This is a genomic window from Streptococcus sp. IMAU 99161, assembly GCF_014435245.1.
Classification (GTDB): domain Bacteria; phylum Bacillota; class Bacilli; order Lactobacillales; family Streptococcaceae; genus Streptococcus; species Streptococcus lactarius.
Window position 1 is genome coordinate 313,781 of sequence record NZ_JAAPAW010000011.1, and the last position, 15,905, is coordinate 329,685.

At 41.1% G+C, this 15,905-nt stretch carries 16 protein-coding genes; 9 read left to right on the forward strand and 7 right to left on the reverse strand.

Translation table 11 applies throughout. From position 1 onward, the window contains the following. The first annotated feature begins 1 nt into the window (after position 1). The 7 genes from HA044_RS07070 (at position 2) to HA044_RS07100 (ending at position 8,169) form a co-directional block, all read left to right on the forward strand. Positions 2-1,231 carry an FtsW/RodA/SpoVE family cell cycle protein gene (locus HA044_RS07070; protein WP_187540505.1) on the forward strand — a complete coding sequence of 410 codons (1,230 nt, stop codon included), beginning with the start codon at positions 2-4 and terminating at the stop codon, positions 1,229-1,231. 15 nt (positions 1,232-1,246) lie between these two features. Then, positions 1,247-1,798: a DJ-1 family glyoxalase III gene (locus HA044_RS07075; RefSeq protein ID WP_187540506.1), complete on the forward strand. Its 552-nt coding sequence runs from the start codon at positions 1,247-1,249 to the stop codon at positions 1,796-1,798. Between the two features lie 166 nt (positions 1,799-1,964). Beyond that, the gene (locus tag HA044_RS07080) at positions 1,965-2,528 is read left to right on the forward strand and encodes an HAD-IA family hydrolase (RefSeq protein ID WP_187540507.1); all 564 of its coding nucleotides are present in this window, start codon (positions 1,965-1,967) and stop codon (positions 2,526-2,528) included. A gap of 12 nt (positions 2,529-2,540) precedes the next feature. After that, a complete protein-coding gene (gyrB, locus tag HA044_RS07085; protein WP_187540508.1) occupies positions 2,541-4,490 on the forward strand; it encodes a DNA topoisomerase (ATP-hydrolyzing) subunit B in 1,950 nt (649 codons plus the stop codon). 87 nt (positions 4,491-4,577) lie between these two features. After that, a complete protein-coding gene (gene ezrA / locus HA044_RS07090; protein ID WP_187540509.1) occupies positions 4,578-6,302 on the forward strand; it encodes a septation ring formation regulator EzrA in 1,725 nt (574 codons plus the stop codon). A 56-nt stretch (positions 6,303-6,358) separates the two neighbouring features. Continuing rightward, positions 6,359-7,075 carry a phosphoserine phosphatase SerB gene (gene serB, locus HA044_RS07095; protein WP_187540510.1) on the forward strand — a complete coding sequence of 239 codons (717 nt, stop codon included), beginning with the start codon at positions 6,359-6,361 and terminating at the stop codon, positions 7,073-7,075. Beyond that, on the forward strand, positions 7,060-8,169 hold the full coding sequence (locus HA044_RS07100) for a glycerate kinase (RefSeq protein ID WP_187540511.1): 1,110 nt from the start codon (positions 7,060-7,062) through the stop codon (positions 8,167-8,169). Before serB ends, HA044_RS07100 begins: the two co-directional genes overlap by 16 nt. A gap of 40 nt (positions 8,170-8,209) precedes the next feature. On the opposite strand, the gene HA044_RS07105 is transcribed toward HA044_RS07100, so the two are convergent. Beyond that, a complete protein-coding gene (locus HA044_RS07105) occupies positions 8,210-8,662 on the reverse strand; it encodes a DUF1694 domain-containing protein (RefSeq protein ID WP_187540512.1) in 453 nt (150 codons plus the stop codon). A 210-nt stretch (positions 8,663-8,872) separates the two neighbouring features. Between HA044_RS07105 and eno the strand changes: the two genes are divergently transcribed. After that, entirely contained in the window at positions 8,873-10,177 is a 1,305-nt protein-coding gene (eno, locus tag HA044_RS07110) for a surface-displayed alpha-enolase (protein WP_187540513.1), read from the forward strand. 420 nt (positions 10,178-10,597) lie between these two features. Here the strand turns inward: eno and gap are convergent, their stop codons facing one another. From gap to HA044_RS07130, 4 genes are all read right to left on the reverse strand, one after another. After that, the gene (gene gap, locus HA044_RS07115; RefSeq protein WP_187540514.1) at positions 10,598-11,614 is read right to left on the reverse strand and encodes a type I glyceraldehyde-3-phosphate dehydrogenase; all 1,017 of its coding nucleotides are present in this window, start codon (positions 11,612-11,614) and stop codon (positions 10,598-10,600) included. 62 nt (positions 11,615-11,676) lie between these two features. Further along, positions 11,677-12,195: a galactose-6-phosphate isomerase subunit LacB gene (lacB, locus tag HA044_RS07120; RefSeq protein WP_187540515.1), complete on the reverse strand. Its 519-nt coding sequence runs from the start codon at positions 12,193-12,195 to the stop codon at positions 11,677-11,679. Positions 12,196-12,206: 11 nt separating this feature from the next. Continuing rightward, positions 12,207-12,635 carry a galactose-6-phosphate isomerase subunit LacA gene (gene lacA, locus HA044_RS07125; RefSeq protein ID WP_187540516.1) on the reverse strand — a complete coding sequence of 143 codons (429 nt, stop codon included), beginning with the start codon at positions 12,633-12,635 and terminating at the stop codon, positions 12,207-12,209. 153 nt (positions 12,636-12,788) lie between these two features. Then, positions 12,789-13,265 (reverse strand): Rrf2 family transcriptional regulator, encoded by a 477-nt coding sequence (locus HA044_RS07130; RefSeq protein ID WP_187540517.1) that lies wholly within the window; start codon positions 13,263-13,265, stop codon positions 12,789-12,791. A 185-nt stretch (positions 13,266-13,450) separates the two neighbouring features. Here HA044_RS07130 and HA044_RS07135 point away from each other — a divergent pair, with 185 nt between their 5' ends. After that, entirely contained in the window at positions 13,451-14,353 is a 903-nt protein-coding gene (locus tag HA044_RS07135; RefSeq protein WP_187540518.1) for a DMT family transporter, read from the forward strand. Positions 14,354-14,609: 256 nt separating this feature from the next. Here HA044_RS07135 and HA044_RS07140 read toward each other — a convergent pair whose 3' ends face one another. Then, positions 14,610-14,795, reverse strand: coding sequence for a hypothetical protein (locus HA044_RS07140; RefSeq protein WP_187540519.1), 186 nt, complete (start codon positions 14,793-14,795; stop codon positions 14,610-14,612). Positions 14,796-14,890: 95 nt separating this feature from the next. Next, the gene (locus tag HA044_RS07145) at positions 14,891-15,901 is read right to left on the reverse strand and encodes a lactonase family protein (protein ID WP_187540520.1); all 1,011 of its coding nucleotides are present in this window, start codon (positions 15,899-15,901) and stop codon (positions 14,891-14,893) included. Between the last annotated feature and the right edge of the window lie 4 nt (positions 15,902-15,905).

Sequence of the window (15,905 nt, forward strand, 5' to 3'; positions counted from 1 at the left end):
AATGAAGCAAAAGCATTTCTTTGAGGTGCAATTTGATTTCCCAATAGTAGGAATCGTGTCTGCCCTGCTCCTCATTGGGATTTTATCGGTTTATGTTGCCGTTTCTCATGATTACCCTCAGATGGTCTGGTCCTTTTTAGGCCAACAATTAGCCTGGATTGGCATGGGCTGTTTCATCTGTCTGATCGTAACAATCTTTAACACCAAATTTCTTTGGCAAATCACCCCTTTTCTATATGTACTTGGACTAGCCTTAATGGTGCTTCCCTTGATCTTTTATAATCCAAGTCTGGTAGCCTCTACAGGGGCAAAAAACTGGGTGGCTTACGGGAATATTACCCTATTTCAACCGTCGGAATTTATGAAAATTCCTTTTATTCTGATGTTGTCTCGTTCCATCGTCCAATTTTTGCAACGAAATAAGGGGCGTGAACGTTTGTTGCGCCAAGACTGGTTTTTGATCCTTGAGTTAACGATCTATACGATTCCCGTCTTTGTCTTATTAGCCCTCCAACAAGACTTGGGAACTGCCCTTGTTTTCATGGCTATTTTTGCAGGTCTGGTCTTGGTTTCAGGAGTTTCTTGGAAAATCATTCTACCAGTTGTCTTTGTTCTGGTAGGTGGCGTTGCAGGCTTTCTCTTTCTCTTTTTATCAGAAGGTGGTAGAGCCTTTCTTCATCAACAATTGGGCATGCCGACCTACCAAATGAACCGGATTTTAGCCTGGTTAAATCCATTTGATTATGCACAAACCACAACTTACCAACAAGCTCAGGGTCAATTGGCCATTGCCAGTGGAGGCCTCTTTGGACAAGGTTTCAATGTTTCAAATTTGTTGGTGCCTGTCAGAGAAAGCGATATGATCTTTACCGTTTTAGGGGAAGACTTTGGCTTTGCTGGCTCTCTTGTATTTTTGATTTTGTATGTCTGTCTTATTTACCGAATTTTAAAGATTACCCTCCAGTCTAATAACCAATTTTATACGTATATTTCCATTGGGTTTATCATGATGCTGGTTTTTCATATTTTTGAAAATATCGGTGCAGTGACGGGTATTTTGCCATTGACAGGGATTCCGCTTCCTTTTGTTTCACAGGGGGGATCTGCTATTATCAGTAATTTGATCGGTATTGGACTGGTCCTTTCGATTCACAATCAAAGTGTGAAAAAGAAGAAAGTCGATCCTCCAGCTCCGGTTCGTAAAAAAGTCGTCTTGAAAAAGGCGCAATAGAAAGAAGGTATGAACATGAAAAAAGTAGCCGCTATTCTAGCAAATGGTTTTGAAGAAATTGAAGCCTTAACCATTGTGGATGTTCTCAGACGCGCAGGAATCGATTGCGATACCATTGGTTTTGAAGAAAGTGTCACGGGGTCTCATCAGATCATAGTGGAAGTCGATCGCCTCTGGAATGGCGATTTGTCCGATTATGATGCCATCTTTTTACCAGGTGGGATGCCAGGCGCAGCCAATTTGCGGGATCATGAAGAGTTGATTGCAGCTCTTCAAGCAGAAAGGAACAATGGGAAAACCATCTCTGCCATCTGTGCAGCACCTATTGTATTGGCACGTGCAGGCTTGCTAAAAGGAAAAAACTATACCTGCTACGATGGTTTCGAACAAGAGATCCAAGATGGTCACTATCTTAAAGAGACAGTGGTAAAAGACGGTAATCTTCTGACTAGTCGTGGCCCTTCAACAGCCTTAGCCTTGGCCTACGCCTTGGTGGACCATCTCGGTGGAGATGCCCAAAGTCTGCGTGAGGGCATGCTCTATCAAGACGTTTTTGGAGACAAGTAAGAGTCCCTTTTCTTGAATGAAAACAGGTCAAGATTCGTAGCGCTTTCATTCAGTCAGTAGATCAGCTGTGATGCTACTGATAACATACGAAAGAAAATGGCTAAAATCCCTCCTAAATGAGGGTTTTAGCTTATTTTTTTTGTTCATTTGTGGTATAATTAAAATTATGAATTATCGTGATTATATATGGGATCTTGGCGGAACGCTCTTGGATAATTACGAAACGTCCACAAATGCCTTTGTGGCTACCTTAAAGGACTTTCAGATTCGAGCTGATCATGATTCTGTTTATGCAGCATTAAAAGTTTCAACTCAGAATGCGATTGAGACCTATGCGCCCCACATTCCGAATTTTCGAACGGAATACAAGAAAAAAGAAGCCTTGGGGCTGCAGAATCCAATTTTGTTTGAAGGCGCAAAAGAGTTGCTTCAAGAAATTCAATCACATGGAGGTCGTCATTTTTTGGTGTCCCATCGCGATCGCCAAGTTTTGACACTTCTGGATCAGACGGGCATTGCACCCTTCTTTACAGAGATTGTAACAGCAGACGAGGGCTTTCCTCGTAAGCCGGATCCAGCATCTATGTTGTATTTGAAGGAAAAGTACCAGATTCAAAATGGTCTGGTGATCGGAGATCGTCCGATCGATATCGAAGCCGGAAAGGCAGCTGGGCTCGCTACTTATTTATTTGATTCCATGCAAGCTCTCCACCAGTTTATTTTTGACTAGAAAAGGGAAATTATGACAGAGGATAAACAGCAAGAAATGCAAGCGCAAGAATATGATGCGAGTCAAATTCAGGTCTTAGAAGGTCTTGAAGCGGTTCGGATGCGTCCAGGTATGTATATTGGCTCAACCTCAAAAGAGGGTCTTCATCACTTGGTTTGGGAAATCGTTGATAACTCGATCGATGAAGCCTTGGCCGGTTTTGCCAGCCATATTGAAGTATTCATTGAACCGGATAATTCCATTACCGTTGTCGATGATGGACGTGGGATCCCTGTAGACATTCAGAAAAAGACAGGCCGTCCGGCCGTTGAAACCGTCTTTACAGTCCTTCACGCCGGAGGAAAATTCGGCGGAGGCGGCTACAAGGTTTCTGGCGGTCTTCACGGCGTAGGCTCATCTGTTGTTAATGCCCTATCGACCTCGTTGGATGTGCGTGTCTATAAAAATGGAAATATCTATTATCAAGAATACCAACGTGGGCATGTGGTTGATGATTTGAAGATTATCGGGGAGGCAGATCGGACAGGAACCACTGTTCACTTTGTACCAGATCCTGAAATCTTTACAGAAACAACAGTGTATGATTTTGATACATTGAACAAACGGATTCAAGAATTAGCATTCTTGAACCGAGGCTTGCGTATTTCCTTAACCGACAAGCGTGAGGGAATGAACCAAGAAAAGCATTACCACTATGAAGGTGGGATTGCAAGTTATGTGGAATACATCAACGAAAATAAAGATGTCATTTTTGAAACACCGATCTACACAGACGGTGAAATGGATGACATCACCGTTGAAGTAGCCATGCAATATACCACAGGCTACCACGAAACCGTCATGAGTTTTGCCAACAATATCCATACGCATGAAGGTGGAACCCATGAGCAAGGTTTCCGAACAGCTTTGACGCGTGTCATCAATGATTATGCTAAGAAAAATAAACTTCTAAAAGAAAATGAAGACAACCTGACAGGTGAGGATGTTCGGGAAGGGTTGACAGCTGTTATCTCAGTCAAACATCCAAACCCACAGTTTGAAGGGCAAACCAAGACCAAGCTCGGGAATTCTGAGGTCGTAAAAATCACCAATCGTCTCTTTAGCGATGCTTTCTCTGATTTCCTTTTGGAAAATCCACAAATTGCAAAGAAAATTGTTGAAAAAGGGATTTTGGCTGCCAAAGCTCGCGTAGCGGCCAAGCGTGCACGGGAAGTAACCCGTAAGAAATCAGGCCTTGAAATTTCCAATCTGCCTGGTAAATTGGCAGACTGTTCGTCAAACAATCCGCAAGAAACAGAACTCTTTATCGTCGAAGGGGATTCAGCAGGAGGATCTGCTAAATCAGGGCGTAATCGGGAATTCCAAGCAATCCTTCCAATTCGCGGGAAAATCTTGAACGTTGAAAAAGCAAGTATGGACAAGATTCTTGCCAATGAAGAAATTCGTAGCTTATTTACTGCTATGGGAACTGGTTTCGGTGCTGAATTTGATGTGACAAAGGCTCGTTACCATAAGTTGGTGTTGATGACGGATGCCGATGTCGATGGGGCCCACATTCGAACTCTTCTCCTAACCCTCATTTATCGCTATATGAAACCAGTTCTAGAAGCTGGTTATGTCTATATCGCTCAACCACCGATCTATGGCGTCAAAGTTGGAAGTGAAATCAAAGAGTATATCCAACCTGGTACCAACCAAGAAGCTCAATTGACAGCAGCTTTAGAACGATATTCAGAAGGTCGTTCAAAACCAACAATCCAACGCTACAAAGGTCTGGGTGAAATGGATGACCATCAATTATGGGAAACAACCATGAATCCTGAGCACCGCTTGATGGCGCGTGTATCTGTAGATGACGCGGCAGAAGCCGATCGGATTTTTGATATGTTAATGGGAGATCGAGTGGAACCTCGCCGTGAATTTATCGAAGAAAACGCTGAATATAGTACACTTGATGTATAAAATTCAACGATATTTCACCATTTATGGATATTTTATGGTATAATGACAAGGATTACATTCAAGTAATACGATGAAGGAGTTTTTTATATGTCTAGTGGACTAATTATTCTCATCATTATTGTTGCCCTTATCTTGATTGTCGGATATGTCGTCGCAGTAATTTTGAGAAAACGAAATGAAGCCTTACTGGCAGCACTGGAAGAACGAAAAGAAAAGTTATACAACCTTCCAGTCAACGATGAAGTAGAGGCTGTAAAAAACATGCATTTGATTGGTCAAAGTCAAGTTGCATTTCGCGAATGGAATCAAAAATGGGTAGATTTATCCTTAAATTCATTTGCAGATATTGAGAACAATCTCTTTGAAGCAGAAGGATTTAACAATTCTTTCCGTTTCTTGAAGGCCAAACAAGCGATTGACAATATCGAAAGCCAAATCCAATTGATCGATGAAGACATCAAAGCCATTCGCCAAGCCCTATCAGATCTTGAAGAGCAAGAACAAAAAAATAGTGGGCGCGTGGTTCACGCTTTGGATTTGTTTGAAAACCTTCAAAACGATGTGGCTTCAGATGTTGAGCGCTATGGAAGTGCCCTTCCTGAGATCGAAAAACAAATCAGTAACATCCAATCTGAGTTCTCTCAATTTGTGACCTTGAATTCATCAGGAGATCCAGTTGAAGCGGCAGAAATTTTGGATACAGCTGAGAACCATATCGTGGCGTTGTCTCATATTGTTGAGCGTGTTCCTGAAATTGTAACAGCTCTTCAATCCGAACTTCCAGACCAGTTGGATGATTTGGAAAGTGGTCACCGCAAGCTGTTAGAATCTGGTTATCATTTCGCAGAAACAGATATCGAATCTCGCTTCCAACAATTGCATTCTTCCTTGAAGAACAATATGTCAAATGTCTCTGCGCTTGAATTGGACAATGCCATTTATGAAAATGAGCAAATCCAAGAAGAGATTGATGCCTTGTATAGCATCTTTACACGTGAAATTGAGTCGCAAAAAGTTGTGCACAAATTAGTTAAGCAATTGCCAGGCTATTTAAAACACGCAAAAGAGAACAATAGCAATCTTGCCTCTGAGGTAGAACGCCTTGAAAAAGCTTTTGAAATCAATGATATGTTCAGTCGTCAATTGAAAGATTTAGAAGCTGAGTTGGCTGCCCAAGAAGGTGTTGTCGAAGATGCGGTTAGTGATTCATCTGAAACACAAAAAGCCTACTCTATCTTAGAAGAAGAGTTAGAAGCAATTGAAGATCGTTTGAAAGAGATTGAAGATGAACAAATTAGCTTGAGCGATTCCCTTTCAAAAATCGAAAAAGACGATGCCAATGCACGTCAAAAGGTTAATATTTATGCCAACCGTTTGCATGCGATCAAACGATACATGGACAAGCGCAATTTGCCAGGTATCCCACAAGAATTCTTAGAAATTTTCTTTACAGCAAGCAATAATACCGAAGCCTTGGTAGCAGAATTGGAAGCTGATAAAGTCAACATTGAAAATTCAAACCGCATGTTGGAAATCTTGACCAATGACATGAATGAATTGGAAGAAGCCGCTTATCGTATTGTTCAAAATGCTACCTTGACAGAGCAATTGTTGCAATACTCCAACCGCTACCGTTCATTTGATGATCATGTACAAGCAGCCTTCGACCAAGCACTCTATATTTTTGAACATGAATATGATTATAGTGCCTCTTTCAAAGTGATCTCAGATGCTTTGGAAATGGTTGAAATGGGTGTAACAGAACGTTTTGTCACATCTTACGAAAAAACACGCGAACAAATTCGCTTCTAAGTACTGAAAACGACTTCATTAGAGGTCGTTTTTTTAGTCCTATAGTTTATTGAAACTTGAAATTAGGGCCCTATTTTTGTATAGTAAAAGAGAGATTGGAGAGGATCATGGATGTAAAGGGATTGCTTGTCATGGATGTAGATGGGACCTTGGTGCAAGAAGAAGGAATTGATCTTTTAGCGCATCAAGCTGGTGTAAGAGAGAAAGTCGCACGTCTCACCTCCAAAGCCATGAATGGCCACCTAGATTTTTCATCTTCTTTGCATGAACGGGTGGCCCTTCTGAAAGGACTTGAGACCTCGGTATTCGCTGATCTACAGAAACAAATAAAAGTGAACCCAGGTGCTGAGCAACTCATCACGGAATTGCATCAAAGGGGCTACAAAGTCGGTCTTGTATCGGGTGGCTTTCATGAATTGATTGATCCACTTGCATCCGCTTTAGAGATTGATCTGGTTTGTGCCAATCGTCTGGAATCAAAGCAGGGCTACCTGACAGGACGTGTCTATGGTCCGATCGTTACGCCTGAAGGGAAGAGGGAAAAACTCCTGACCTGGGCTAATCAGTACCATCTTAGGCTGAACCAAACCGTCGCCATGGGAGATGGAGCCAATGACCTTCCCATGATAGAGGCTGCGGGTATTGGGATAGCCTTTATGGCAAAGCCCATTGTAGCTGAAAAAGCTCCCTATCACATTGAAAAGAGAGATCTTAGTCAAGTTCTAAACATCATAGACCAACATGGAAAGGACAAGAAATGCACATCCTTTTAGCACCTGATTCGTTTAAAGAATCTTTATCCGCAAAACAAGTAGCAGAAGCCCTAGAAAAAGGCTTTAAAGAGTCCCTGCCGGAAGCAACTTTCGACCTGCTCCCTATTGGAGATGGGGGAGAAGGAACCATGGATACCTTGGCAGATGTGTTAGCCTTAAAAAAAGAGCAGGTCTCCGTCACGGGACCCTTTGGAAATCCAGTCCTAATGCCCTACTACCGGAGAGAGCAGATGGCTTTTTTTGAGATGGCAGCACTAGTCGGGTTAGAGTCTATCCCAGTTGATCAACGTCATCCTCTAGAACTAGAAACTCGGGGAATTGGTGAACTGATATTGCACCTAGTCGATCAAGGTGTGCAAACGATTTGTGTGGGAATTGGCGGTTCTGCGACGAATGATGGTGGGATTGGAATGGCAGCTGGACTTGGGGTAGCCTTCTATGATGATCAAGGCCATCTGCTTCGTCCTGTGGGGGCTTCGCTCGGTCGTGTGGCTAGAATAGATACCAGTGCGGTTCCAAAAGCTTTACAAAACATCGAACTCCAAGTCTTAACGGATGTGACCAACCCCTTATGCGGACCTCAAGGAGCAACCTTTATTTTTGGTGGTCAGAAGGGTCTAAATCCTCTCTTAATTCCAGCGGTTGATCAGGCCATGCAAAGCTTCTACCAATTAGTAGATCCTTGCATCTTATCAATGCCATGTGCTGGTGCTGGAGGAGGGATGGCTGCAGGTTTAGTGGCCTTTGCAGGAGGTCACATTTCCTCTGGAATTGAAAAGAGTCTCGATTTAATTGATTTTGACCGCAAGGTTCAAAGGGCTGATTTAGTGGTAGTTGGTGAAGGAAGAATGGATCAGCAATCCCTTTCAGGGAAGGCTCCAGTTGGCGTAGCGAAACGAACGCCAGCCGGCATTCCGGTCATTGCTATCTGTGGTAGCTTAGGGGCTGATTTACCTAGCTTTCCAAGTCACAATATAAGCGCTGCTTTTTCTATTGTACCAGGTCCTTGCCAGGTTTCTGAAGCCCTCGGAAATGCAGAAAAAAATCTAATTTCTTGTGCACGAAATATTGGCCAATTACTAAATATTCAGTAAAAAGAAACCCAATGGATTGGATTTTTCCATTGGGTTTTCTTTAGCCAAAGAGCCGTTTCCATAAGGATGGTTTTTTGCTTATAGGAGCTTTGTTCTCCTCTTCAAATAACTGGGAATACTGGAGTCTCATATCAGTTGGATCGATTCCAGACGGGTGGTCTGTATGGATGATGAGGCCGAAAGGAGAGTTCTTGCAATCATCCGAAACAATACTTGCAACAATTTCTTGTTCTTTTGTCATTTTTAAATACTGAAGTTGGTAGGATTCATCCAAGGAAGGTGAAATCTTGACAAAGACAGGTTGGAAATGATCAGAACTATCCGTCAGGATGGTTGGAAAGTTTTGGAGAAGGGCCTTCTCGCGTGCGTCAGCTAGACTACAAGAAGCGATGACCCGCTCGCTATAAGTCTCTAAAAAACGACGCTGCTCATCGGGATGAAGTCGACTAGGCCCAGCAGCTTTTTCTAAAATAGTTTTATTGATATCTGTCATACCTTTAGTATAGCATAAAGGAGGGAAGAAAAGGAGAAGGAGAACGAAAAAAATGGAAAGGATCAAAATTCCATTTGGATCCATCGATGAAACCGTTTTTATGTTAAAAAGTTCTCAAATTTCAAAGATTTCCTTGTTTTTTCTTGAAAAAATAAGCTAATTAAGGTATGATAGAGGTGTAAAAAATATAACTCATAAGGAGAGTAGAAAATGTCAATTATTACTGATGTTTACGCTCGCGAAGTCCTAGACTCACGCGGTAACCCAACACTTGAAGTAGAAGTTTATACTGAATCAGGTGCTTTCGGACGTGGTATGGTTCCATCAGGAGCTTCTACTGGTGAACACGAAGCAGTTGAACTTCGTGATGGTGATAAATCTCGTTACGGTGGTCTTGGTACTCAAAAAGCTGTTGACAACGTAAACAACATTATTGCTGAAGCTATTATCGGTTATGATGTACGTGATCAACAAGCTATCGACCGTGCTATGATCGCTCTTGACGGTACTCCTAACAAAGGTAAATTGGGAGCTAACGCTATCCTTGGTGTGTCTATCGCCGTTGCTCGTGCAGCTGCTGACTATCTTGAAATCCCACTTTACAGCTACCTTGGTGGATTCAACACTAAAGTTCTTCCAACTCCAATGATGAACATCGTTAACGGTGGTTCTCACTCAGATGCTCCAATTGCTTTCCAAGAATTCATGATCGTACCTGCTGGTGCACCATCATTCAAAGAAGCTCTTCGTTGGGGTGCTGAAATCTTCCACGCTCTTAAGAAAATCCTTAAATCTCGTGGACTTGAAACAGCCGTAGGTGATGAAGGTGGTTTCGCTCCTCGTTTCGAAGGAACTGAAGATGGTGTAGAAACTATCATCGCTGCTATCGAAGCTGCTGGTTATGTTCCAGGTAAAGATGTATTTATCGGATTTGACTGTGCATCATCAGAATTCTACGATAAAGAACGTAAAGTATACGACTACACTAAATTCGAAGGTGAAGGCGCTGCTGTTCGTACTGCTGAAGAACAAATCGCTTACCTTGAAGGATTGGTTGACAAATACCCAATCATCACTATCGAAGATGGTATGGATGAAAACGACTGGGAAGGTTGGAAAGCTCTTACTGAACGTCTTGGTAAGAAAGTTCAATTGGTTGGTGACGACTTCTTCGTAACAAATACTGACTACCTTTCACGTGGTATCAAAGAAAAATGTGCTAACTCAATCCTTATCAAAGTTAACCAAATCGGTACTCTTACTGAAACATTCGATGCTATCGAAATGGCTAAAGAAGCTGGTTACACTGCCGTTGTATCACACCGTTCAGGTGAAACTGAAGATTCAACAATCGCTGACATCGCAGTTGCAACAAACGCAGGACAAATCAAGACTGGTTCACTTTCACGTACAGACCGTATCGCTAAATACAACCAATTGCTTCGTATCGAAGATCAACTTGGTGAAGTTGCTGAATACCGTGGATTGGAATCATTCTACAACTTGAAAAAATAATCTAGTTTACTAGCTAGACTAAAAAGAGGCTGGGACAAAAGTCCTAGCCTCTTCTTGTTTTTGGATTGTCGAGCAAGACGCAGTGGTTGAGTGGGCTCTACTACGCTGATTTCATCAGCTTTTACAGCCCTACTCAACTTTGCGGAGGTGGGACAACGAAATCGAATTCTAACGAATGACCGATTTCTGTCCCACTCTCTTTTTTTAAAAATCTAGCCAAACAAAAACTCCCCAACACATGGTTGAGGAGTTACTCTATTCTTAGAACAAATCTTTCAGTTTGTCCAAGGCACCGCTGACCATTTCGTTTCCTGAAACCAGGCCTTTTGCTTGTTCAAGGTAGTCACCGAGGTTGTCTTAAACAATTTACGTGATTTGTTTTATAGCTATTTACAAGTTGAAGCATATAATAGATAGATTTTATGACTTAGAGATATTAGAAAAATATTCTAGGGTGCGGATTAATTGGGCTGTGAAACTCATTTCATTATCGTACCAAGCTACCGTCTTCACAAGATAATTTTGTCCATCTGTAGTGACTTCTGTTTGCGTTGCATCGAAGATTGAACCATGGGTATCACCGATAATATCACTAGAGACAATGAAATCTTCATTATAGGCAAAACTTTCATTTTGTGCAGCTTTCATTGCTGCATTTACCTCTTCGACAGTAACGGGTGTTTTTACGAGACTAACTAGTTCTGTAAGAGAACCAGTAGGAGTTGCCACACGTTGTGCATGGCCTTTTAGCAAACCATCTAATTCTGGAATAACAAGCCCAATAGCTTTGGCAGCACCAGATGAAGTTGGAACCGTATTTACTGCAGCAGCTCTCGCACGTCGTAAATCACCTTTGCGATGAGGAGCATCAAGCGTCATTTGATCTCCAGTATAGCTATGAATAGTTGTCATAGTCCCAACTAGAATTCCGAATTTCTTATTTAAAGTGTTAGCCATGGGTGCGAGACAGTTCGTTGTGCATGAACCTGGTGAAATGACTGTTTCTTCACCAGTCAAGGTTTTATGATTGACATTAAATACAACGGTTTTGACATCATTTCCACCAGGTGCGGTAATAATTACTTTCTTTGCACCACCATTTTTATGAAGATGTTTTTCGGCTTTTTCTTTTGTTGCAAAGAAACCTGTTGCTTCCAATACAATGTCAACTCCTGAAGAAGCCCAATCAATTTTTTCAGGATCAGGCTCACTCGTGACTTTGATAAACTTGTTGTTAATGACGAAACCATCTTCTTTAACATCAATTGTTCCCTCAAATTTCCCTTGGGTACTATCATATTTTAAAAGATGAGCTAACATTTTTGAATCAGTTAAGTCATTGACGTGAGTAACTTCTATATTATCAAGTGTTTGGATTCGACGCAAAGCTAAGCGACCAATACGACCGAATCCATTTATTCCAACTTTAACAACCATTTTATTCTCCTCCTTCATCCTATTTCAACATCTGAGTAAATTGTTAAAAATGGTTGAGAAAACTAATCGTGATATTCCCCACGAGCCCATTTTGCATTTTCTTCGTCAAAGATATGATCATTAGCAGCTACATCTGGAGTCACTTCAGAAAGCTTATCAATTTTGGCAATCAACTTTTCTTTTTCAGGATTTGGATTATATTTAGTATTGATAAATTCATCTACAATGTTATTAATAAAATTAATACCGAGAATGGCTCCACCAAAGGCTACAATATTTGCATTGAGATTTTCACGTGCAGCACGAGCTGTTACTACGTCTCCAACAAGGGTTACTCGAGTACCAGGGACTTTATCAGCAGCAACTGCAATACCAACACCTGTACCACAAAGGGCAACACCAAAGTCAGCATTTCCCTTCACAACTTCTTCAGCAATCAAGCGGCCGTAAATAGGGTAGTGGGTGCGGACAAAGTCGTAAGTACCGACATCAATAACTTCATGTCCTTGTTCTTTGAGGTGTTTAGAAATCTTCATTTTTACATCTGTTACAATATGGTCACAACCGAGTGCAATTTTCATAGTATTCCCTCCTAGCAGAGTTTGTTTAGCATATCAATGCGGACTTGGTGACGTCCAGCGTCATAGTCATGTTCCAAAAAAGTTTTTACAATTTCAACCGCAAGAATATCTCCAGTAATTCCAGAACCGAGATTAATAATTGGAGTGGAATTGTGTCGAATGGTCATCATGGCTGAGTGTTCATCGGAAACCGCTGCACAGATAATCCCCTTAAACTTATTGGCAGCCATAAAAGAATGACCATACTTATCGAAAAGAATCGCACGAGCGTATTCATGTTTGCGAAATTCTTGAACAGCATTGACAGTAGAGTCTACAAAATCCTCTGAACCATGTGTAGAGTTGAGATCAATAACTTCATAACCGGAATGAAGCAAAAAGTTTTTGACAGTTTCTTTTAATTGGAAACCATCTCGGTCAGTAGCTAAAATGACTTTCATAAGAACCTTCTTTCTTTACTTTAGCTATAGAAAGGATGCAAGAAGCATCTTTTTAACGATATAGAAGATAATCTTTATCTTCAATTTAAGTATAGACCCTCTGAAAATATTTGTCAAGAATTTATATAAAAAAGTTGAGGAAAAATTCCCCAACTATTTTTGATGATGATTGATCCAGTTTCGAACATCTGTTAAATCATAGTTCATTTCAGCCTGAAAAGCAACTTGACTGAGGGTGATAGAAGTGAGAGTGGAGACCAACGTATTTTCAATAACATCCAGTGAATTGGTGACAACGCATCTCTTGGCTTTTTTTCCTTCTTCCTCTCCCAAGAATCTTTTTAGAAGGTTTTGACTTTCAAAAATACGATTTTTCCCTTCGATAGCAACAAAGACATCATAAAAACTAATCTGGCTCAGAGGTCTTGAAAGAGCAATGCCTCCATTTTTTCCTCGAACGGATTTTACTAATCCTTCATTATCTAATAGTTTAATAATTTTTTTTAAATAGGAATCCGAAACCCCTAATCGTTCACTCAAGAAAATCGAATTGATATATTCTCCTTCTGGTAGTTGATCAAGCATGAGTAGAACGTAGATAGACTGTTCCCATCCAGATGATAAATGCATCTGTGTACCTCCGTATATAAAGATAATTCACATCCATAATACCAGTATAGACTTTTTTTTATGATTTCTCAATATACAGTGGGATAAAAGATTTTTGAAATTATTTGGGGATTTCTTGACATTTGTTTTAAAACGAGTAAAATAAAAGACAAAAAATATCTTTAATATCTTTTAAAGGAGTAGTCATGAAAAATAAATCGAATTTTATCTTTTTGTCAGCCATATTATTGACAACGATTTTTATGGGATCCTCTTTTCCAACGGGGAAGTACTTGATCGCTGTTGAACAGACACCCCCTCTATTAATTGGAGGTGTGCGGTTCATGATTGCGGGAGCCTTGATGTTAGCTTTAAAATGTTTACATGGGAACTGGTCCTCTATTATTCCTAAGAGTGGAGCAAGAATAGGTAAGGGTTTTGTTCTTGTAATGATAATCGGACTCTTGCAAACTGCTGGAACTATGGGGTTTTTGAATCTTGCTTTAGCTTATGGCCTGTCGTCCTCTATGTCATCGATTATCCTCTTTACCAATCCGCTTTGGTTAGCCTTGTTAGCTCATTTTCTTCTAAAGGATCAACTGACCTTCAAAAAAATTAGTGCGCTACTATTAGGAGTTGCAGGAGTTGTGACATGCATTGGATGGGATGGTTCTGCTTTTAGTTTAGGAGCCTTGTTTGCCTTACTAGGTTCTTTTTGTTGGTCTGTCAATACGATTATCACTAAAAAAGTCCCATTTGATAATGGACCTTGGATTTTTACCGGTTGGCAATTATTGCTTGGAGGTATTTTCCTCTATCTATTTTCATTACCCCTACATGAAAGTTATGATTTTTTGCATTTAGGATTTTGGGGCTGGATTTGGTTTGTTTGGTTAATTATACCTGCTTCTGTAGGCTCTTTTGGATTGTGGTTCTTTAGTTTAGGTCAAAAAGGAGCAACGACAGCTAGTAGTTTCTTATTCTTGGTTCCGGTATTTTCTACACTCTTTTCAATTATAGGTTTGCATGAAGCCTTTACGTTAAACTTGTTGATAGGTGGAGCAATGGTAGTATTTGCTTTAATTTTGGTAAATTGGAAGCAGCAGTGAAATTAAGTATACAATAAAAAGAGAGTGGGACAGAAATCGGTAATTCGTTAGAATTCGATTTCGTCGTCCCACCTCCGCACAGTTGAATAGGGCTGTAAAAGCTGATGAAGTCAGCGTAGTAGAGGCCACTCAACCACTGCGTCTTGCTCGACAATTCAAAGACAATTGAGAGGCTAGGACTTTTGTCCCAGCCTCTTTTTGATCAGAGAATTCTTCCTTAAAATGGAATCATTGTGAGTTTCATAAAAATAATTTCTTAGAACAAACCTTTCAGTTTCTCCAAGGCACCGCTGACCATTTCGTTTCCTGAAACCAGCCCTTTTGCTTGTTCAAGATAGTCACCGAGGTTGTCTTTGTTGTCTTCAACAAATTTCTTTGCAGCATCGAAATCTTTCTTTTCGATCATTTCTTTTACTTGATTAAATAAGTCCATTGGATTCATGCTTGGATCTCCTAAAATATAATGTATGAAGTCGGGCGTCTGCCGTTTTCTCATCTATTTAATCATTTTTTGAAAGGTTTGACAACTGAAACGACTTAGTGAAAAACGGTACAAACGGCTTCTGGAACGTAAAAGTCATGGGATAATGAAGACAACCGTCCAGTCTCTGGATCTCGTTTGAAAACAGTGGCATTTGGAGAATCCTGATGGGCTGCAATGAGGTAGTGTTGATCGGGACTGAGGGTGAAATCACGAGGATTGAGGCCATCTGTTGGGACAATCTCGATGAGTTTTAAGCTTCCGTCAGCGATCACTTCAAATACAGCAATGGAATTGTGTGCACGATTAGAGGCATAGAGGAATTTTCCGTCAGCTGAGTGCTTAATGGCGGAAGCCCATTTTTGGCCGTCATAATCTTCAGGGAGGGTTGAAACGGTTTGGAAGTGTTCAAATTCACCCATACCATCATAGAAGAGCACATCGATGGTAGCATTTAATTCATTGATCAGATAAGCGATCTTATGATGGGGATGAAAGACAAGGTGTCGAGGTCCTGCCCCTGGTGCCGTTTGGTAGTGATGGAGAAGGGTTAACTTTCCTTGATCGCTAACCTCATAAGTATGCAGGCTATCGGTACCCAGATCACAGGTAATCAAGTACTGATCTGGTGTCAGATCAGCGAAGTGAACATGGGGACTGGCTTGATTTTCGTGTGGTCCCTTGCCTTCGTGAGTGTCTTGGTCGATGAGGCTCAGCTGGCCATCGCCTTCTATCTTGTAGACGAGGACTTGGCCTTTATGGTAGTTGGCCCCGTAGACGAGTTGGCGTTTGTCATCTACTGAGACGTAACAAAGAGGAGCCCCCTCTTCAACAACGTGATTGAGCGGTTGAAAATCTGCTGTGAAACTGGCAATGCCACCTTTTCCGTCTTGGGCACCGACACTGTAGAGATTCCCTTTTTCTGAAAATGCGATAAAGGTTGGATTAGGCTCGGCTGCCACTAGTTCAAGATCGCTCAAGTTCCCTGTTTCAGGGTCAAATTGCGCCTTGTAGATTCCTTTGGATTCTTTTTTGGTATAGGTTCCGAAATAAATTGATTGAGACATAGGT

Coding starts and splice junctions, on each gene's coding strand:
- HA044_RS07070 (WP_187540505.1), top strand. CDS start 2: ATGAAGCAAAAGCATTTCTTTGAGGTGCAATTTGATTTCCCAATAGTA.
- HA044_RS07075 (WP_187540506.1), top strand. CDS start 1,247: ATGAAAAAAGTAGCCGCTATTCTAGCAAATGGTTTTGAAGAAATTGAA.
- HA044_RS07080 (WP_187540507.1), top strand. CDS start 1,965: ATGAATTATCGTGATTATATATGGGATCTTGGCGGAACGCTCTTGGAT.
- gyrB (WP_187540508.1), top strand. CDS start 2,541: ATGACAGAGGATAAACAGCAAGAAATGCAAGCGCAAGAATATGATGCG.
- ezrA (WP_187540509.1), top strand. CDS start 4,578: ATGTCTAGTGGACTAATTATTCTCATCATTATTGTTGCCCTTATCTTG.
- HA044_RS07100 (WP_187540511.1), top strand. CDS start 7,060: ATGCACATCCTTTTAGCACCTGATTCGTTTAAAGAATCTTTATCCGCA.
- HA044_RS07105 (WP_187540512.1), bottom strand. CDS start 8,662: ATGACAGATATCAATAAAACTATTTTAGAAAAAGCTGCTGGGCCTAGT.
- eno (WP_187540513.1), top strand. CDS start 8,873: ATGTCAATTATTACTGATGTTTACGCTCGCGAAGTCCTAGACTCACGC.
- gap (WP_187540514.1), bottom strand. CDS start 11,614: ATGGTTGTTAAAGTTGGAATAAATGGATTCGGTCGTATTGGTCGCTTA.
- lacB (WP_187540515.1), bottom strand. CDS start 12,195: ATGAAAATTGCACTCGGTTGTGACCATATTGTAACAGATGTAAAAATG.
- lacA (WP_187540516.1), bottom strand. CDS start 12,635: ATGAAAGTCATTTTAGCTACTGACCGAGATGGTTTCCAATTAAAAGAA.
- HA044_RS07130 (WP_187540517.1), bottom strand. CDS start 13,265: ATGCATTTATCATCTGGATGGGAACAGTCTATCTACGTTCTACTCATG.
- HA044_RS07135 (WP_187540518.1), top strand. CDS start 13,451: ATGAAAAATAAATCGAATTTTATCTTTTTGTCAGCCATATTATTGACA.
- HA044_RS07140 (WP_187540519.1), bottom strand. CDS start 14,795: ATGAATCCAATGGACTTATTTAATCAAGTAAAAGAAATGATCGAAAAG.
- HA044_RS07145 (WP_187540520.1), bottom strand. CDS start 15,901: ATGTCTCAATCAATTTATTTCGGAACCTATACCAAAAAAGAATCCAAA.